Source organism: Paenarthrobacter sp. A20 (genome assembly GCF_024168825.1).
Classification (GTDB): domain Bacteria; phylum Actinomycetota; class Actinomycetes; order Actinomycetales; family Micrococcaceae; genus Arthrobacter.
Genome location: NZ_JALJWH010000001.1, coordinates 2,565,626 through 2,583,144, shown reverse-complemented (window position 1 = coordinate 2,583,144; position 17,519 = coordinate 2,565,626). Strand labels below are relative to the sequence as shown.

At 63.5% G+C, this 17,519-nt stretch carries 7 protein-coding genes; all 7 read right to left on the bottom strand.

Annotated elements, in window-relative coordinates; all coding sequences use genetic code 11:
• Window positions 1–33: 33 nt before the first annotated feature.
• Window positions 34–1,005: a MoxR family ATPase gene (locus tag J3D46_RS12055; protein ID WP_231339420.1), complete on the bottom strand. Its 972-nt coding sequence runs from the start codon at window positions 1,003–1,005 to the stop codon at window positions 34–36.
• A gap of 71 nt (window positions 1,006–1,076) precedes the next feature.
• Complete coding sequence (locus tag J3D46_RS12050) at window positions 1,077–7,265, bottom strand: Ig-like domain-containing protein (protein WP_253467408.1); 6,189 nt, start codon at window positions 7,263–7,265, stop codon at window positions 1,077–1,079.
• Window positions 7,266–7,422: 157 nt separating this feature from the next.
• Window positions 7,423–13,539 (bottom strand): Ig-like domain-containing protein, encoded by a 6,117-nt coding sequence (locus J3D46_RS12045; RefSeq protein ID WP_253467405.1) that lies wholly within the window; start codon window positions 13,537–13,539, stop codon window positions 7,423–7,425.
• Window positions 13,540–13,860: 321 nt separating this feature from the next.
• Window positions 13,861–15,039, bottom strand: coding sequence for an adenylate/guanylate cyclase domain-containing protein (locus J3D46_RS12040; RefSeq protein ID WP_159708448.1), 1,179 nt, complete (start codon window positions 15,037–15,039; stop codon window positions 13,861–13,863).
• The gene (locus tag J3D46_RS12035) at window positions 15,029–15,622 is read right to left on the bottom strand and encodes a PH domain-containing protein (RefSeq protein ID WP_231339383.1); all 594 of its coding nucleotides are present in this window, start codon (window positions 15,620–15,622) and stop codon (window positions 15,029–15,031) included. Before J3D46_RS12035 ends, J3D46_RS12040 begins: the two co-directional genes overlap by 11 nt.
• The gene (locus tag J3D46_RS12030) at window positions 15,615–16,535 is read right to left on the bottom strand and encodes a biotin--[acetyl-CoA-carboxylase] ligase (RefSeq protein WP_231339375.1); all 921 of its coding nucleotides are present in this window, start codon (window positions 16,533–16,535) and stop codon (window positions 15,615–15,617) included. Before J3D46_RS12030 ends, J3D46_RS12035 begins: the two co-directional genes overlap by 8 nt.
• 95 nt (window positions 16,536–16,630) lie before the next feature.
• A complete protein-coding gene (locus J3D46_RS12025) occupies window positions 16,631–17,509 on the bottom strand; it encodes an NAD(P)-dependent oxidoreductase (RefSeq protein WP_253467402.1) in 879 nt (292 codons plus the stop codon).
• Window positions 17,510–17,519: the final 10 nt, after the last annotated feature.

Genomic DNA, 17,519 nt, shown 5'->3' with positions numbered 1-17,519 from the left:
GGCTTATGCGGTTGCGGGTTACGCGGTTGCGGGTTACGCGGTGGCGCGTTGCTGCGGAGCAGCTACGTCGGCCAGGACCCGGGTGAGCACAACCTCAGGCGTAGCACCGGAGAATTCGGCTTCCGGATCCATCACCAAACGGTGCGTCCACACAACGGGTGCAAGTTCCTTGATGTCGTCCGGGAGCACGAAGTTCCTGCCCTGCCCTGCAGCCCACACCTTCGCAGCGCGGACCATGGCCAGGGCTCCACGAACCGAAACGCCGAGGCGCGTCTCTGAGGCGTTGCGGGTCTCCTCGCACAAGCGCGAAATGTACTCAAGGACTGCCGTATCAACGTGCGTAGTTGCTGCGAGGTCTGCCATGTCGGCCACGGCCTGGGTGGTGATGAGCGGGGTCAGCTCCTTCGACCGGTCCTTCAGGTTCGCCCCACCGAGCAAGCGCACGGTGGACGCGTGATCCGGGTAGCCGATGGACGTCTTGATCAGGAAGCGGTCCAGCTGTGCCTCCGGCAGGCGGTAGGTGCCGGCCTGCTCAATCGGGTTCTGGGTTGCCAGCACCATGAAGGGGCGCCCTGCCTCGTACGTGGTTCCATCCACGGTCACGCGCGACTCTTCCATGACTTCCAACAACGCGGACTGGGTCTTCGGCGAGGCGCGGTTGATTTCATCGGCCAGGACGATGTTGTTGAACACCGGACCCTTGTGGAACTCGAACTTCTGGGTCTTCTGGTCGTAGATGGTCACACCCGTCACATCGGACGGCAGGAGGTCCGGCGTGAACTGGATACGGTTGTGCGAACCCTGGACCGTTGCTGCCAAGGCACGGGCCAGCGAGGTCTTGCCCGTGCCCGGCGCATCTTCAAAGAGAACGTGGCCCTCGGCCAGCATCGCGGTGAAGGTCAGCCGGATGACGTGCTCCTTGCCGAGGACCGCCTTGCCCACGTTGGCCACGAGCTTCTCGAACGTTTCTGCAAACCACGCGGCCTGCTCGTTTGTCATGGTCATGGGTTGATCCTGTTCCTTATGTATCGGTGGGGTTTGACGTGATGTTGCTTGTTGGTGCTGGCCCGAGCAGGCTAGCAACCGCCCGGCCTGGTTCCGCGGAGATCCACAGTGGTGGACTTCACATACCAACCCGGGTGGCTGCCTTGGGTGACGCGGTACCAGGGCGTGCCGTTGTTGTAGATGTCCTTGGTGCAGTTAACGTTCAACCACCCCTCCGAACTTGAGACCCAGCCAACGCCGCAGGACGGACCGCTGGGGTTGTAGGTGTCTGTTCTTCCCGGCTGGCCAGGGCATGTGTTGTTGTGAGCCTTGACCTCGCCTGCGGGCGGGTCCGGCGGCGGAGGCGCAGATCCGCTGCGGGACGTATCGCTTCCGACGTTGCCGGCCTGGCCACCGCTGATGGCGCGGACTCTCAGCGTTTTTGTTTCGCTGAAGCCCACGGTCGTGGAGAAACTCCGCTGCCCGGTGTCAGTCCATCCGCCGCCGTCAAGGCTGTACTGGTAGCCGGTAACCGGCCTGCCGTTGCCGCTGGGCTGGTTCCACGTCCAGGACACCGTCTTATCGCCGACGCCGCTGCTCTTGCTGCCGGTAACAGTCGGCGCCGCCGCAAGCCCATAGGGATTCACGGTGTTTGATGCCGGACTCCTGTCGCCAGGTGTGGGGTTTCGCGAGGAGACTGCCCACACCACCACGGCCGTGTCCTGGCCATTCGGTGCCGCTATGACGCCGCCGCCGGCGGGGATGGCTCCACTGCTGGCGCCGGACGTCAGGGCATACCTATAGCTGATCTCGTTGGCGGTGGCTCCGTTGCGTTCCTTCTGTGACAGTGGGTTGAAGGCCACGCGGATCTTGCCACCGGCCGCATTGGTTTCCAGCAGTGCCGCCGTGGGCGCGGCAACAATACCGGGCTTGCCCGCAGCACGGATTGCCGCTGACTGCTGGCTGACCCCACTGACGCCTGCCTTGTTGGTTGCTGAAACAGTGAAGGTGTAGTCAGCTTCGCTGTTGGTCACGGTGACATTTTGCGAGGTCGCCCCCACCGACTGCGTGGTCACTACGGCCCCGCCCCGGTACGTGGTCAACGTGTAGGCGGACACGGCGTCACCGTTGTTGTTCGGCGCGGCCCAGCTGACCTGGAGTTGGCTTTGGTCGCCAAGGGACCCAGCGCCGGACACCGACGGTGCAGCAGGCGTGGCCGGCACGCCAGCGGGAGTTTCCGCGGCGGAGTAGGGGCTCCACTCGGATGGTTCCTTGGCGTCGTTGCGGGCAAGGACACGGACCTTGTACGCCACGCCGTTCGTCAGTCCGGTCCACACATGGCTGTTGCCGGTGAGGTTCTGGATCTGGGGATTCTGCCCGGCCGGGGCAGGCGAGATCTCAAGATCGTAGGACTTGATGGGCGAGCCCTTGCTGGCCGGGGGAACCCAGGCAACCGAAAGTTGCTTGTCACCAAACTTCAGTGTGGGAGCAATCGGAGTATCAGGCTTGACATCCGGACGGACCTCGGCAGACACCGGAGAACGCTCGGATTCATTGATCGCATTGGTGGCGGTGACGGCAAAGTGGTACTTCACGTTGTTGGTCAGCCCGGTCAACGTACACGTATTCGCGGGGCAGTCCTGCTTGAAGCCGTTCTCCCCGTACACCGTGTACTTGGTGATGGGTGAGCCACGATCAGCCGGAGCGTTCCAGGTCAGCAACGCTGTCTGGTCGCCCACGCTTTGAGCCAGAGGCGTGGTGGGCGGGGCCGGCTTGTCCTTGACGGTGAGGCGGATACGGGCCGTGGCGTAGCGGGAGGTTTCGCCCGTCTTGTCGCCCACGACGTAGGCAACAACCATGGTCCCTGTGAAGCCCGACGACGGAGTGACGGTGACGTTTCCGCCGCTGGCCTCTGCCGTGCCTTCGCCTGTCTCGGTGACCGCTGAGATGATCTTCAGCGGCGTGTCCGGGAACGGATTGGAGTCGTTCGCCAAGGCATTGACGGTGACGGACTTCCCGGATTGTGCATCCGGTTCAACGTCGTCGTTGGCTACGGGCTTCGGACGGTTGGAAGCAGTCAATGACAGTTTGTACGTCGCGACCGCTTCAAGGCCACGAGGGTCCTTCGCCTTCACTTGGACCGTGCCGCTTTGACCGATCTGCACCGAGTCTTCGGCGGAGACCTTCAGGGTCTTGCCATCGATGCTCACCTTGAATCCACCTGGGGCTGCACCGGCCAACTCGTACTTCATGTTCTGAACGTCGTCGGAATCGGGATCGGACGTGAGCTTGCCCAAGTCCAGGCTGGCCGAGTCACCCTTGGGAACATCCACGTCGCTGCCCAGCAGCACCGGTGGGTTGTTCTTGTTCGGATCCGGCAGCACCTTGGTGCGGATGCTCAGTGTCGACTTCAAGCCGTTGGGATCATCCGGACCGCTTCCGTCAGTGACTTCGAAACTGATGGAACCGGGACCAACGTATTCAGCGCCGGCCGTGTATTTCAGGGCTGTTCCATTGCCCGCTACGGGGTCGCTGCCGTCGGCACCGATGAGTTTGATGCGATCCGCCTGGGTCAGCCGCGGCGACTTCCCCTCGCGGACCTTGACCCATTCGGCCAGGTTCACGGTGACGGACTGGCCTGAAACCAACTCCACCACTTCATCCTTGGCAAGCGTCGGGACCTGCTGGCCGATGCCAGGAACCCAGATGATGGCCGTGGACTTCTGGCCGTCCACATCCTCAACTGTGTAAGGCACCAATTGCGGCTGCTCGGTGAGGTCCACCACCACATTGCCTTCAGAGCCCGGACGGGCTGTCTCCAAGCCTGTGGTGACCTTGAGGTTCTCCCCCACGCCGTCCGGATCCTCGTCGTTCTTGAGCACCGGAACGTCCACGGCGGTCTTGCCCAGCGTTTGGGCTGACGTGACGCGGTCATCGCGGGCGATGGGAGCTTGCAGCGGAATGTCGTTCTTGACGATCACCCTGATGCTGGCATTGCCCACGGCATCCCGGTCGTCAGCCACGGAGTAGCGGACGTTGACGGTTCCCTCGGCGGCCGGAGCTGTGACCAGAACGCGGCCGCTGGTCTTGCTGACCTGGGCTTCGAGGCCTGCGTCAGCTTCGATGCTGTCCGTCAGGATGCGGATGATGTCGCCGTCGGGATCGGTGTCGTTGGCGGTGGCATCCACGGCGATCTGACGTCCAGGACGGACCTGAACTTCGTCGTCCACCGGGGCAGGCTTCTGGTTGTCTTCACCACGGGGCGCGACGCCAACAGTCACCGTTCCGGTGTTGACCGCACCTTGGCGGTCGATCACCTTATAACGGAACGAGTCGGTTCCCGCGCCATCACCAGCGGCGACGAAATCGATGAAGCTGCTGCCCGCCGTCGCGGTTCCCATGGTGGGCGTGCTGTCGATGCCGGTGAGCTGGACCGAGTCGCCGTCGGGGTCGATGCCGTCCAGCGGCACCGGGATGCGGACGCTGCCGCCGGCGACCACGCGTGCGGTCAGGTTCTGCGGCTGCGGACGTGAGTTCTGCGCGCCTTCCAGCGGCAGGATGTGGATGGTGACGGCAGCGGCGCTCTTCTGGCCCTGGGGGTCCACCGCGTTGTAGATGGCACGCACGGTCTTCGGCGTGGGCCCGGCGATGAAGCGCAGCGTCTTCTCGGAGACGAAGGCCTTGCCGTCTTCTTCAGGGATGCTCTGCGCCAAGACAGGATCGACAGACAGTTCTTCACCCTGCGGGTGCGTGTCGTTGGCCAGGACCGGAATGGTCACGACGTCGTTGACGCGGACGTTGACTTCGTCGGGTTTGGGCTGGGGGGCCTCGACGACGGCGGGGGCCGGCACCGGGACGACGCCCACGGTGCCTGTGGCCGAGCCGCGGCCGTTGGACATGGTGTAGCTGAAAACGAACGGCTCCTTCGCGCCGAGCACGTCGGTAACGCGCAGTACGCTGTGGTCGATCACGCTGACCGAAGCGGACGAGCCGTCCGGGACGGTGACGGACTGGAGGACCAGCACGCCGCCGGATGGATCGGAGTCGTTGGCCAGCGGATCAACCAGCACGCTGCCGCCCACAGGGAGCAGTGCGACGTCGTGGACCGCAACGGGCGCTCCAGCGTCCTTGCCGGATTCCACGTCCACGCGGATCAGGCCCTGGCTGCTTTGGGGACCGTTGCTGGCGATGTACGTCAAGTAAATCGGGCCCGGCGTGGTGCTCCGGAAGGTGAACGTACCGCCGTCGGTCACTGGACCCAGCTCTGCCGGTCCGGCAGCCTCGACGTGCGCCACCCGCAAGGCGCCGCCATTGGGGTCAACGTCATTCTTGAGGGGCGCAATGACCAGGTCCTGGCCAACCACGGCCGTGACGTGATCGGCGTTGACCACCGGCGCCAGGGCGCCTGGCGGCTGAACGTTGACAACGATCCTGCCCGTGGTGGTGGCACGGCCGTCCCACACCGTGATGGTGACGTTTTTCTTGCCCGGCGCTGCACCAGAGTCCTGGTACGTGAGCAGGCCGTCGCGACGGACCTTGACCTGGTCCTGGTCGTTGTCCGTCTTGGCGTCCAGGAGGACGAGGTCGTCGCCGTCAGGATCCATCCAGTCGGTCAGGATGTTCTGGCTGACGGATTTGCCCTGCTCCACCAGCATGGTGGTGGGCTCGCCGCGTTTGAAGAAGGGAGGCTTGTTTTCCTCAGGAGCCACGACGCGCAGGGTGACCTGTCCACCGGCGGACAAGCCGCGTCCGTCGGAGGCGTTGTAATCGAAGGTTTCCGTGCCCGTTTTGGCGTCAGCGGGGACCTTGATCTGGAACGCTGAGCCACCGTAGATGTTCTCCAGTGCCCCGGACTTGGGTCCGTTTGCGCCTACCGCAGCGGTGAGGACATCGCCGTCGGGGTCTGAATCATTGTCCAGGATGCTGAGGATGGAGGTCCGGCCCGGCCGGACACCGAACTCGTCCGGTTTGGTTTCAGGCGCACGGTTGGGTTTGGTGCGGTCCGGAAGGACGTTGATGGTGTTGTTGTCCGCGGACTCCTGGTCCTGGTCATCGGACTGGTTCTTGGGCGGGACAACATCGTCCCAGTTGTTGACGAGCTGCATGTTCTGGTTGACCAACCAGACGCTTCCCGAGTTCACGTCGTTGAGGACCACGAGGTCGCGGTTGACCCGGAAAACGTAGCTGGGAGAGGCGCTGGCTTTGGGAACGTCGTTCTTCTTGTCATCGGCGTCGTTGTCGCAGTCGCGGACGTACTTGTTCGCGCCGGACCAGGCGGCGTGGACGCACTTGCTGACCTGCACAGGTGCCGCGGGGACGCCTTCACCGTCGGCATTGACTGTTGCTGCTGTGGAACCGTCCAAGGGCTGCTTCAGGAGGGCTTTGCGGGTGGCGATGGCAACAAATCCGCTGTCCCCGCTGCTCTGCTGGAGCTTGGCTTCCCGGGCGTCCTGCAGCTGGAGCTTGCGGCCGCCGGGCAGGAACAGGTTGCCGGAACCGGCATCAAGGACAACAGGTTTGTCCCCCACGACGGCAATCTGAAGGTCACCGGCGCCTTTGAGCTCATCGACTTTGGTGACCTGGGAGTCTGTCCGTTCACCATTGGCGTCCACCGTGGTCACAGTGATTTCGCCCTTGCCGGGATCCGCGGTGTAGATACGGTTATCGGTTCCCACGGCGGACACCAGGCCCTGGTCCCCTGTCAGGACCGGTTCGGTTCCTTCTTCATCGAAACCGTTGACGGTGGAAGGAGACAAAGCCCAGACCTTGCCGCGGGCGGGATCGGTGACTGAGAGGACGGTGGAACCATAGCTGACTTGCGACGACGACGGCAGTTGCTTATCGCCGCCGAGCTTCAGATTCGCTGCAGAGACCTGGTTGATGGTGGAGCCGGATTCGTCGTCGACAAAGACGTTGCCGTCGTGCTGCAGGACATCGAAAGTGGTGGTTGCCGGAGTCACGGCACCGTCAAGCACGCGGGACGGGTAGTTCAACCGGCCCACGGCGTTCTTGGTTTTACTCACGACCCAGACGCCGCCGTCGTTCAAGTCCACCTCGGTGGTCTTGAAGCCCGGATACAGCACTGCCCCGGTGATCAGCAAAGCGCCGGCCGCGGTGGCAGCCGTTCCCGCTATGAACTTCTTGTTTTGACGCCTTGTCAGCCCCAGCTTGCCGAAGAAATTTCTCACAGCCCCAAAATTCCCTTGATATACAGCCGCTCCCCAGCGACTTCCTGGCCAACCGGCACATGCCGGCAGCCGTACATTCCGCAGTACCCCCATACGGCGGCGGAATTTTCAGTCCCTAAGACTATCCCACGCACCCCACGGCCAACCAAGGAAACCCGAGACCGGGCTATCCATTGGCTTTGACAGCCTACGGCCTTAACTACAGCGCGCGCGATGGGGAGATGTGCCCCCCGCTTAACCTTTGCAACGGTCAGCACGGGGGTGCTCCGATGCCTGCGGGGTCTCCCAAGTGGGTGTGACCTGCGATGATGTACCGGCCAACGTTGCGGTATGACCCGGATTCGATGCGCCACCAACGGTGCATACCAGTCCAGTTATCTGTTTGGTCGATGTAACAACGCACCACAATGGCGCCTTGATCGGCGGAAGCCATCCAGGGTGGAGTGTTGTTACTTTGGCCGTCGCACGTTTTTCTATTGGGGTCGTAGTTGGCTCCGCCCAGCGTAAAGCTGCAGGACCTCACCACCGCTCCGGGGTTCATGGTGGTGGTCCATTCCCCTTGCCGCCCGGACTTGGCACTGGCCGAAGCCACGGCGCCGCCGGTTCCCAACGAGTTGAAGGTCTGCACGGCGATGCTGTGCGTCTCTTCCCACCCGGCAGTGTTGATGGTCCGGCTGCCAGAGGCGCCCACAGTCTCCCAGCCGCCGTTGTCGATGCGGATCTTCGTCGTCTTGACGTCGTTGGTGGATGGTGAAGGTGACGACCAGTTGAAGGTCACAGATTTCTGGTTCACCGCACCGTTGGACCCCGACGCCGACGGCGTCCCCGGCGCACCAAAAGGCGTGGCCGTAGCAGCTTTGCTGGCGTCGGAACTGGGCGCCACCGTGGAGTGCGCCATGACAGTAACACTGGTGGGCTGGCCGTTGGCAAAGCCTCCTACCGTCTGCCCAGGCTGGATGGCACCGGAACGCCCGCCAGCGGAGTAGGTGTAGCTGACTTCGTTGGCCTTGGAACCGTTGCGCTGGGTATCGCCGAGGGCAGTGAAGTTGATGGTGAGCTGGCCACCGGCGGCGCCAGTATTTGCCGGCGTGGCACTGACGTTTTGAACAGTACCCAGCTTTCCTGTTGCCCTGCGTGGCGCTGAGGCCGCGCTGACCAGGCTCTTGCCTGCTTTGTTCTCAGCCTGAACAGTGAACGTATACGCCGATTGGTCGGTGGCTACCTCGAAGGTGGCTGTTCGGACGTTCCCCGGAACGGTCTGCGTCTGGGTGGTTCCGCTGCCGCCACTCATGGTGACGTAATAGCTCTTGATGGGGTCACCATTGATGCCCGGCTCGGACCAGTCGACGCGGAGCTGGTTCCGGGACCCGAGGGCGGACAGCACCGTGGTGCTCGGCGGCGCCGGTGTTCCGGGGATGCCGGCGGGGTGGTCCTCGGCGGAATACAGCCCCCAGTCGGACGGGCCAAGGTCATTGACGGCCTGCGCGCGGACCTTGTACTTCACACCGTTGGTCAGGCCGGGCCACGTGTAGCTGAGGCCGGTGACCTCGTTCTTGACGGCGATGCCGTTGGCCGGCGGCGGAGAGATCTCCAGGTTGTAGTGCTTCACCGGAGAGCCCTCGGTTTTGGCGGGGGTCCAGGTGATGGCCAGGTCTTTGTCACCGGCTTTGATGGTGGGGACGTCCGGGGGCGATGGCTTCTCATCCGGAGTGATCTCGTTGGACGGGACGGACGGCTGGGATTCGCCCACCTCGTTGGTGGCAACCACAGTGAAGACGTACTTGACATTGTTGGTCAGTCCAGTCAGCGTGCACGTGGTGGTGGGGCATTCCTGCTGGAATCCGGCCGCTTTCACCGTGTACTTGGTGATGGCTGCGCCATTGTCCGACGGCGGTGCCCACTTGAGCACGGCCGTCTTGCTGCGGACGTCGGTTGCGACGGGCGCCGACGGAGCATCGGGCTTGTCCCGCACCGTGATGCGCACCCGACCCACTGCTTGCCGGCTGGGATCATCGGTCTTGTCCTTGATGGTGTACCTGACCACCAGGACCCCCTTGAAACCATCGGCGGGCGTCACTGTGATCGAGTCCCCGGCAATCGCGGGGGCGCCTGATGCAGACCCGGTTTCAACCACGGCAGAGACCACAGTCAACGGTTCGTTGAAGGGGTTGAAGTCGTTGCCCAGCACGTTGACGGTCTCGGACTTACCGGCGTTGGCTTTGTCCACGACGTCGTCGTTGGCTGCCGGCTTCGGACGGTTGGACGAGACCACTGAAACTGTGACGGCAGCCTTCACAGGCTCCGAGCGGCCGTCGGTGACCTTGAGCGGCACCGTCCCGCGGGCTCCCGGGTTGAGCGAACCGCCCGGCGTTATTTTCAGGACGGTGCCCTCCACCCGCGCGTCAAATCCGCCCGGCAGGTCACCGTCCAGGCTGAAGGCGAGTTTGCCTTGATCCTGTTCATCAACATCTGCGGCGAGGTTGGCCAGGTCCAGTTCCGTCGTGTCCCCCTTGGGCGCTTCAATCGCGGCTCCGCTGAAGGTGGGGGCGTGATTGGCGTTGGGGTTCGGCAGCACCTTGGTCATGATCGTCAGGGTTGATTTCAGGCCCTCCGCGTCGTCCGGACCGCTGCCGTCGGTCACTTCGAAGGTGATGGAGCCGGGACCCACATACTCCGGCTGGGCTGCGTACCTCAGTGCGCTACCGTCACCGGCAATGACATTCGCGGAGTCGCCGCCCAGGACGCGGATCTTGTCCGCGACCGTGATACGTGGCTGGCGGCCTTCCCTGACCTTCACATGGTCCTGGAGGGCCAGAGTGACTTCCTCCCCCGCGGTGACCTCCACGACGTCCGTGGTCGAAAGTGTTGGGTACTGGAGTCCCTGGCCGGGAATCCACATGACTGCGGTAGCCGACTGACCATCAATATCCGTGACCGTGTAAGGAATCAAGTGGTCCTGGGGCAGCAGCGTCACCACCACGTTGCCTGCGGTTCCCACACGGGCGTTCGGGTTTCCGTCCGGCAGGGAGAGGGTGAGGTCTTCAGCCACGCCGTCGGGATCGGAGTCGTTCTTCAACACCGGAACGTCGACGGCAGTCTTGCCCAGGGTCTCAGCGAGCGTGATCCGGTCATCCACTGCCACAGGAGCGTGCAGTGGCGCTGTCGGGCTGGTCTGGACGCGGATGACAGCGGACGCTTCGGCCTTCTTGTCGTCCTGGATCCGGTAGCTGATGCTGTCCGTACCGGCTGCACCGGGTGCCGTCAGCACTACCTTGCCCGCGGCAGCTTCAACCTGCAGCTCCGGTTTGGCCTCGAACGTCGACACCAAAGCTATGGGATCGCCGTCGGGGTCTGAGTCGTTCTTCAGGGCATTGACCGCAACCCGGCGGCCGGGCCGGACATCAATGACGTCGTCCACGGCGATGGGTTTCTGGTTGTCGGCTTCAGCGGGCGCAATGCCCACGATCACCGTGCCGGTGTTCTCCGCACCAATACGATCCCGCACACGGTAGCTGAAGGTGTCCGTGCCGGCCGACGTGCCGCCAGCCGTGAACTCCAGGTATCCGTCACGAAGAATCGCTGTCCCCAGTTCGGGAGCTTTGTCGATACCGATGAGCTGAACGGAGTCGCCATCGGCGTCGATGCCGTCCAAGGGGACCGGAATCTTCACCGTCATCCCCGCAACCACCCTGGCAGTCAGGTTCCGGGGCTCGGGCCGGGTGTTCGTGGCGTCGTCGCGGGCGCGGATCCGGATGGTGACTTGCTGCGAGTCGGTCTGGCCCGAGGCGTTGCTGACCTTATAGATCGCATATACAGTGGTGGGCTCCTCGCCGGCGATGTACCGCAGCGTGTTCCCGGCAACGAAGATCCTGCCGGCGGTTGCGTCAGGCTGCTGCGCCAGGACGGGGTCAAGGGTCAACTCTCCGCCGTTGGGATCAGTGTCGTTGTCCAGGACCGGGATGGTCACCACATCACCGGCACGCACGGATACCTCGTCCGGCTTGGCCTGCGGTGCCTGAAGCTTGGTAGGCGCCGGAACAACCTGTACGGAAATGTCCCCCGTTGCCGACGCCTTGCCGTTGGAGATCGTGTATTTCAGGGAGAGCTGGCCCTGGGCCCGGATGTCCGTGATCTTGACCACCGAGTGATCCAGCACTGCAACGGAAACAGGAAGCCCGTCAGCCGCGGTGACCGACTGGACCACCAGGACGCCTCCGCTGGGGTCCGAGTCATTGCCCAGGACGTCAACCACGGTGCTGCCACCGCTGGGCAGGAGGGCTATATCGCGGACAGCCACCGGCGCACCCTCGCTGTTTCCGGACACGACGTCGACGCGCACCAGTTGCTGCGCACTCGCCGGTCCGTTGGTCACCATGTACGTCACGTAGTGGGGACCCACGGACGCCGAATTGAAAGTAAACGTCTGCTGGTCCGGCCCGACCACCGCGGTCGACTGCGGATCCGGCTGTGCTTGCGCCAGCCGCAAGGTGCCGCCCTGGGGGTCGGTGTCATTCTTGAGCGGGGCGATCACCGTATCCTGGCCCGCCACCGCAACCACGTGGTCAGCGTTCGCGATGGGCGGCAGCGCACCGGGAGCACGGACGTCCACGCTGATCTGTCCTTGGGTGGTCATGGACCCGTCCGAGACACTCACGGTCAGTGTTTTGCGGCCCGGTCCCGCCCCTGAGTCCTGGAAGGTGAGCAGGCCGTCCGGCCTGATCCGGACCTGGTCCGCGGGATCGCTGCTGGAGACGGCTACCGCAAAGATGTCATCGCCGTCGGGGTCCAACCAATCGGTGAGGACAAACTGGCTGGCAATCTTCCCGGACTGGACCACCAAGGCGTTGTTCCGGTTGGGCTTGGGCTGCGGCGCGTTGTTTTCCTCCGCCGGCACGATGCGCAGGTCAACGTCCGCGGCCCCCGTACCGCCCCGGCCGTCGTCGACCGAATACTTGAACGTTTCCGAACCCGCGGTTCCTGCCGGAACCGCGATCTGGAAGCCGGTGCCACCGTAGACGGCGGACAACGCGCCGGACTTCAATGGCTCGCTGGTGCTGACTGTGAGGACATCGCCGTCGGCATCGGCGTCGTTGTCCAGGACGGGCAGAACGGTGGTCTTGCCAGCCCTGACACCAAACGAATCAGGCTTGGCCACCGGTACAGTATTGGGTTTGCTGCGGTCCGGAAGGACTGTCTGCTGGACTTCGTCCGCGGAGTCCTTCTCGGCGTCGTCCGAGGTCTGTTGGGGTGGGATGACGTCGTCCCAGTTATTGACCAACTGCATGTTCTGGTTGACCATCCAGACGTTGCCGGAGTTGACGTCGTTCAGCACCACGAGATCGCGGTTGACACGGAACACGTACGACGGCGATGCACTCGCCTTGGGAACGTCGGACCGCCTGTTATCTGCCTCGTTGGTGCAGTCGCGGACGTACTTGTTGGCACCGGACCACGCGGCGTACGTGCAGGATCCCAGATGAACAGGCGCAGCCGGAATGCCCTGGCCGTCCGCTTGGACAGTCTTGGCTGTCCCGCCATCCAGGGGTTGCAGGAGCAATGCCTTCGGAGTGGCAACGGCAACGAAATCGGCGGCTGGACCGCTCTGCTGCAGCTTGGCATCCCGGGCATCGTCCAGGTGCACCTTGCTGCCGCCGGGCAGCACGATGTCGCCGCTGGTTTCATTGAGCACCACTGCTTTGTCGCCCACCGCGGCCAACTGGACTTCGCCGTCGGCCTTCAGTGCGTCGTCTTTGCGGACTTGCGAATCCACGGCCTGACCGTCGACGTCCACCTTGGTTGCCGTCAGTGTGCCCGTTTTTGGGTCCAGGGTGTGGATGGTGTCATCCACACCCACCACGGACACGACGCCCGGGGACTGTTCGAACAAGGGTTCCGATTCGTCGCTGAAACCGCCGATGGAGGTGGGCGAAACGGCCCAGACCTTGCCCTTGGACGGGTCAGTGACAGCCAGTACTTTGTTGCCGAAGCTCACCTCTGCGGAGCCTGGTAGTTTTTGGTCGCCGCCGAGGCGCATGTTGGCGGCGCTGACAGGGTTGATGGTTCCGCCATCGGAGTCATCAATGATGATGTCACCGGCCTGCTGGAGGATGTCGAAGTTGGTGCTGGCGGGGGTCACTGCTCCATCCAAGGACTTCGAAGGATAGTTAAGGCGCCCGGCAGCATTCTTGGTCTTGCTGACCACCCAGACGCCGCCGTCGTTGAGTTCCACCTCGGTGGTCTTGAACCCCGGGTAAAGGATGGCACCAGTCACCAGGACAGCTGCTGCCGCCGTGAAGGCCGTGGTTGCGATGGCTTTGCGCCGGCGGTTTTTGGCACGGCGTTTTCCGGACCCATCAGGCAGAGCCATCCTACAATCCCCCACAGTTCAGGCAGCACGAAGCCGCCGGCGCCGACCCCCACGGCGAAATCACGACACAAACAACCCACAGCCTACCGGGTTAATCCATCGATTAGCTAAGTCGCGTCGTTCATCCCCTGAGGACCCACGCGTCAACACCTGTGTCCGGCTCCCCGGTTTACCGCCTGGCCGCCCCCGATCCCTTATCACCAAACGCCCCCAAAACAGGGACGCCCTCTCACTTTCTTGAAGGAAGTGAGAGGGCGTCGGGCAGAATACGACGGGAGGTGAGAGAGCGTGCGCTTTGGAAGGCGGGCTGTGATCACGCGCCTAGTCCAGCACCAGGCCCTTGCCGCGGCCGCGGGCCAGCATCACAGGATGGATCTCACCGAAGCCACGGACATTCTCCGACTTCTGCGGAACCAGGACAAAACGGTCATCCTGCCCCAGCGCAGCGGCTGTCATCGCGTCCACCAGGACCGTACCGGGCTGGGCCAAGGTGGTGAGCCGGGCGGCGAGGTTCACCGTGGGTCCGTAGATGTCACCCAGCCTGGATAGAATGCGGCCCCAGACCATGGAAACGCGGCACTGGGGAAGGATCTCGTCCTCAGTGAAAGCTTGGGCCAGTGCCAACGAAATCTCGGCCCCGGCCGCAGGCGTTTCCGCGATGTAGAGGACTTCGTCACCCACGGTCTTGACCAGGCGTCCGCCACCCACGGAAATAATCTCGGCGCACTTGTTCTCAAAGCGCTGCACCAGTTGGGCTAGGGTCTTTTCGTTCATGCGACGCGAAAGGCTGGTGTATGAGACGAGGTCCGCGAAGCCCACTGCGCGCGCCAGGGGCAACGGGGAGTCATCTTCGTCGCCCTCGCGGCCTTCCTCACTCGCCTGCAGCCCTGCCTCGGCCCTCACCGCGAGGCGCTGCACTCCTGCATTCAGCTGGCGGCGGTATGAATAAACAAGGATCTCTTCGAGGGAATCCACCAAGGCCGGCAACTGGCCCACGAGTTGCTTACGGGCCACCGCATCCGGAATCCCCTGCTCGGACACCATGTCCTCCACCAGGGCTTCGATCTGCCAGACCACCATGCGGTCCGTCATCTGCCCGATGGAACGGGTGACCGAGATAGCAGCTTCCTCGGTAAGGATCCCTGCCCTGACGAGGTCCAGGATGGTGGACAGCGCGGCTTGGTCCCGCTCGGTAAAGGCAACGTCTTCGTCGCCGAAGTTCGGGAACCCGAGGGCACGCCAAATTTTTCGTGCGGACAGAATGGATACGCCTGCGCCGGCTGCGACTTCGCGACGGCGGAGCTTGCGTTCGCCGCCAAGCAACTTCGACTCCAGCGCCTTAATAGCAAGGCGTTCGGCGGACATCACCCCAGTGGGTGGACCCGTCTGCACCGGTACCGGAGCAGGCCCGGCATCCGTATCCTCATCCACGGAAGGTTCGGGGACGGCGTCGAACTCCTGGTCCAAGTCCTCGCCGGACTGCTGATCCTCAACGCTCATCTCTTCCACCTTCTCTCAGCTCCCATGGCAACTGGTCATAATCCGTCAATACTTGGCCCTCAAAAACCTCACCTTGCGGGAGTTCGTCCATCGCGTCAAGAATGAAGCCCCTGAATTTTCCAACCTCGGGAACGTCCGCCAGAACGGCTGTCCCGGAGTGCCCGGTATCCAAGGATATATTCCCCGAGTGCAATGACCGTTGGAGCATGCTCTGATGAACGCCCACGTTGCGGACCGCCATCAGTGAAACCTGCCAATCGCGACGCCGAAACATTCCGAATTTGGCAAGTATCCGCCTGCTCGTCAAGATGTACCTGATGGAGCGCCAGCGCAGCACGCGCTTGAGGCTGTAGCCAATCAACAACCACGCTGCGAGCACCACACAGATGCCCATCAGCCAGGGAGTCCATTCCACTGTAATGAATGGAGCGACCCGCTGGGCATTGCCCTTCACAATCCAGGCGCAGGCGTAGCCGGTCAGGGCTGGAGCAAGTACGAAGACCAGGACGGGAAAGAAGAGGGAACGCGACTGTTGCCGCGTGATGGTGATGACCTGCTCCCCCGGAAGCAGCTCTTTACGCATAACCGCTTTCCGTGGCGCGCAAGTGCACCACATCCCCGGCCGTTACGACGTGTTCCCTGCCGCCATGGTCCACCACCAGCAACGAGCCATGCTCATCGAGGCGTGAGGCATGCCCCACCAGTTCGTGATCGCCGGGCAAGTGCGCCCGCACTTCGCGGCCCAACGTGACCATGGCAGACTCAACACGTTTGTGCAGCGACGGTCCGCCGTCCAGACCGGCGGAAGGGTCTCCTTCGGAATTGCAGAAGCTGCGGTAAAGCCGGGCAAATCGCGAAAGGTAGCTCTTCAGCAGCGCGGTGCGGTCCGTCGTCGTGGCGCCTTCCAACGCGAGGGACGTTGCTGTTGGAACCGGCAACTCATCTTCCGCCAGGGTCACGTTGAGACCCACTCCGAGGATCACGGCAGGTACCGAACCGTCGCCCAGGGGTGTCATCTGCGCCAGGATTCCGGCGATCTTGCGACCCTTGACCAAGACGTCGTTGGGCCACTTGATCTCAGCGGTCACTCCGGCGGTTTCCTGCAACGCCTCGCGCAGGGCAACGGCCGCAAGCAGGGAAAGCCAGGAGTAGCTCTGTGTGGGCACGGGCATGCCCTCGGCCGTTACGGGACGCAGGACCATGGACACGGACACTGCCGAGCGCTCCGGTGATTCCCAGTGCCGGTCCAACCGTCCGCGCGCAGCCGTCTGGTGTTCGGCGGTCAACACCGCAAGATCAGCCCACTTTTTGGGCTCAACCGTGACGGCGCGCACCAAGTCCTGATTGGTGGAGCCCGTGGACGCGACAATGTTCAATTGGGAGATGCCCGTGGCCGACAGGAAGTCCGGCTGGAGCAGCGCATCGCGGTCCAAGGGAGAACGGGACGGCCCGGACGGGACCTGCGGTTCGCTGTTGTCTGGCTGTTCGGCATCCATAGCTGAATCCTATCCAGTTGCGGCGCTCCGGGATGGCCCGTGAACCGAAAAGCGTCTGGGAATCCGCCCAGAGAAATCCGTCCGGCGAAATCGACTCAGAGGAAGATGTCCGGAACCAGGCGGTCCTCGGGTGCGCCGAGGCTGTACGGCGCAAAGTCCGACACCCCAGCGGCGCGAAGGACTTCCTCGTCCGTGAAGAAATTCCCGGTTGCGCCAGTGCCAGTGAGCACCGCGTGCGCCGCGTCGGCCATGATCTCCGGGCCACGCGCCGCCTGCACGATTTGCTGCCCGCCCGGCATGTTCCGGATCGCGGCAGTATCAATCAAGGTGCACGGCCAGAGCGAGTTGACCGACACGCCGTCGTCCTTCAACTCTTCGGCGAGGCCCAGGGTGGTCAGGCTCATCCCATACTTGGCCATGGTGTAGGCCAAGTGCATGCCGGCCCATTTGGGTTCCAGGTTGAGGGGCGGGGACAGTGTGAGAATGTGGCCGTGAGCGGACTCCCGCAGGGCCGGCAGCGCCAGCTTGGAGAGCAGGAAAGTGCCACGGACGTTGATGTCCTGCATGAGGTCATAGCGCTTCATGTCTACGGCATCGGTGCGGGAGAGGTCGATCGCCGAGGCGTTGTTAACGACGACGTCGATCCCACCGAAACGCTCGACGGCGGCGGCCACCGCGGCAGCAACGTCGTCGTCGTTGCGGACGTCCCCCACCAACGGCAGTGCCTGTCCGCCGGCGGCGACCAGTTGATCCGCTGCCGTGAAGACGGTTCCCTCCAGCTTGGGGTGGGGGTCGCCGGTCTTGGCCATGATCACAATGTTGGCACCGTCACGGGCCGCGCGGGTGGCGATCGCCAGTCCGATGCCACGGCTGCCACCGGACATGAGGATGGTCCTGTCCTTGAGCGAACCGGTAGCGACGTAGGGAGTCTCTGCCTGCGAAAGTGCGTGGGAAGCGTCGTTGCTTGAAGTCATGGGGACACTC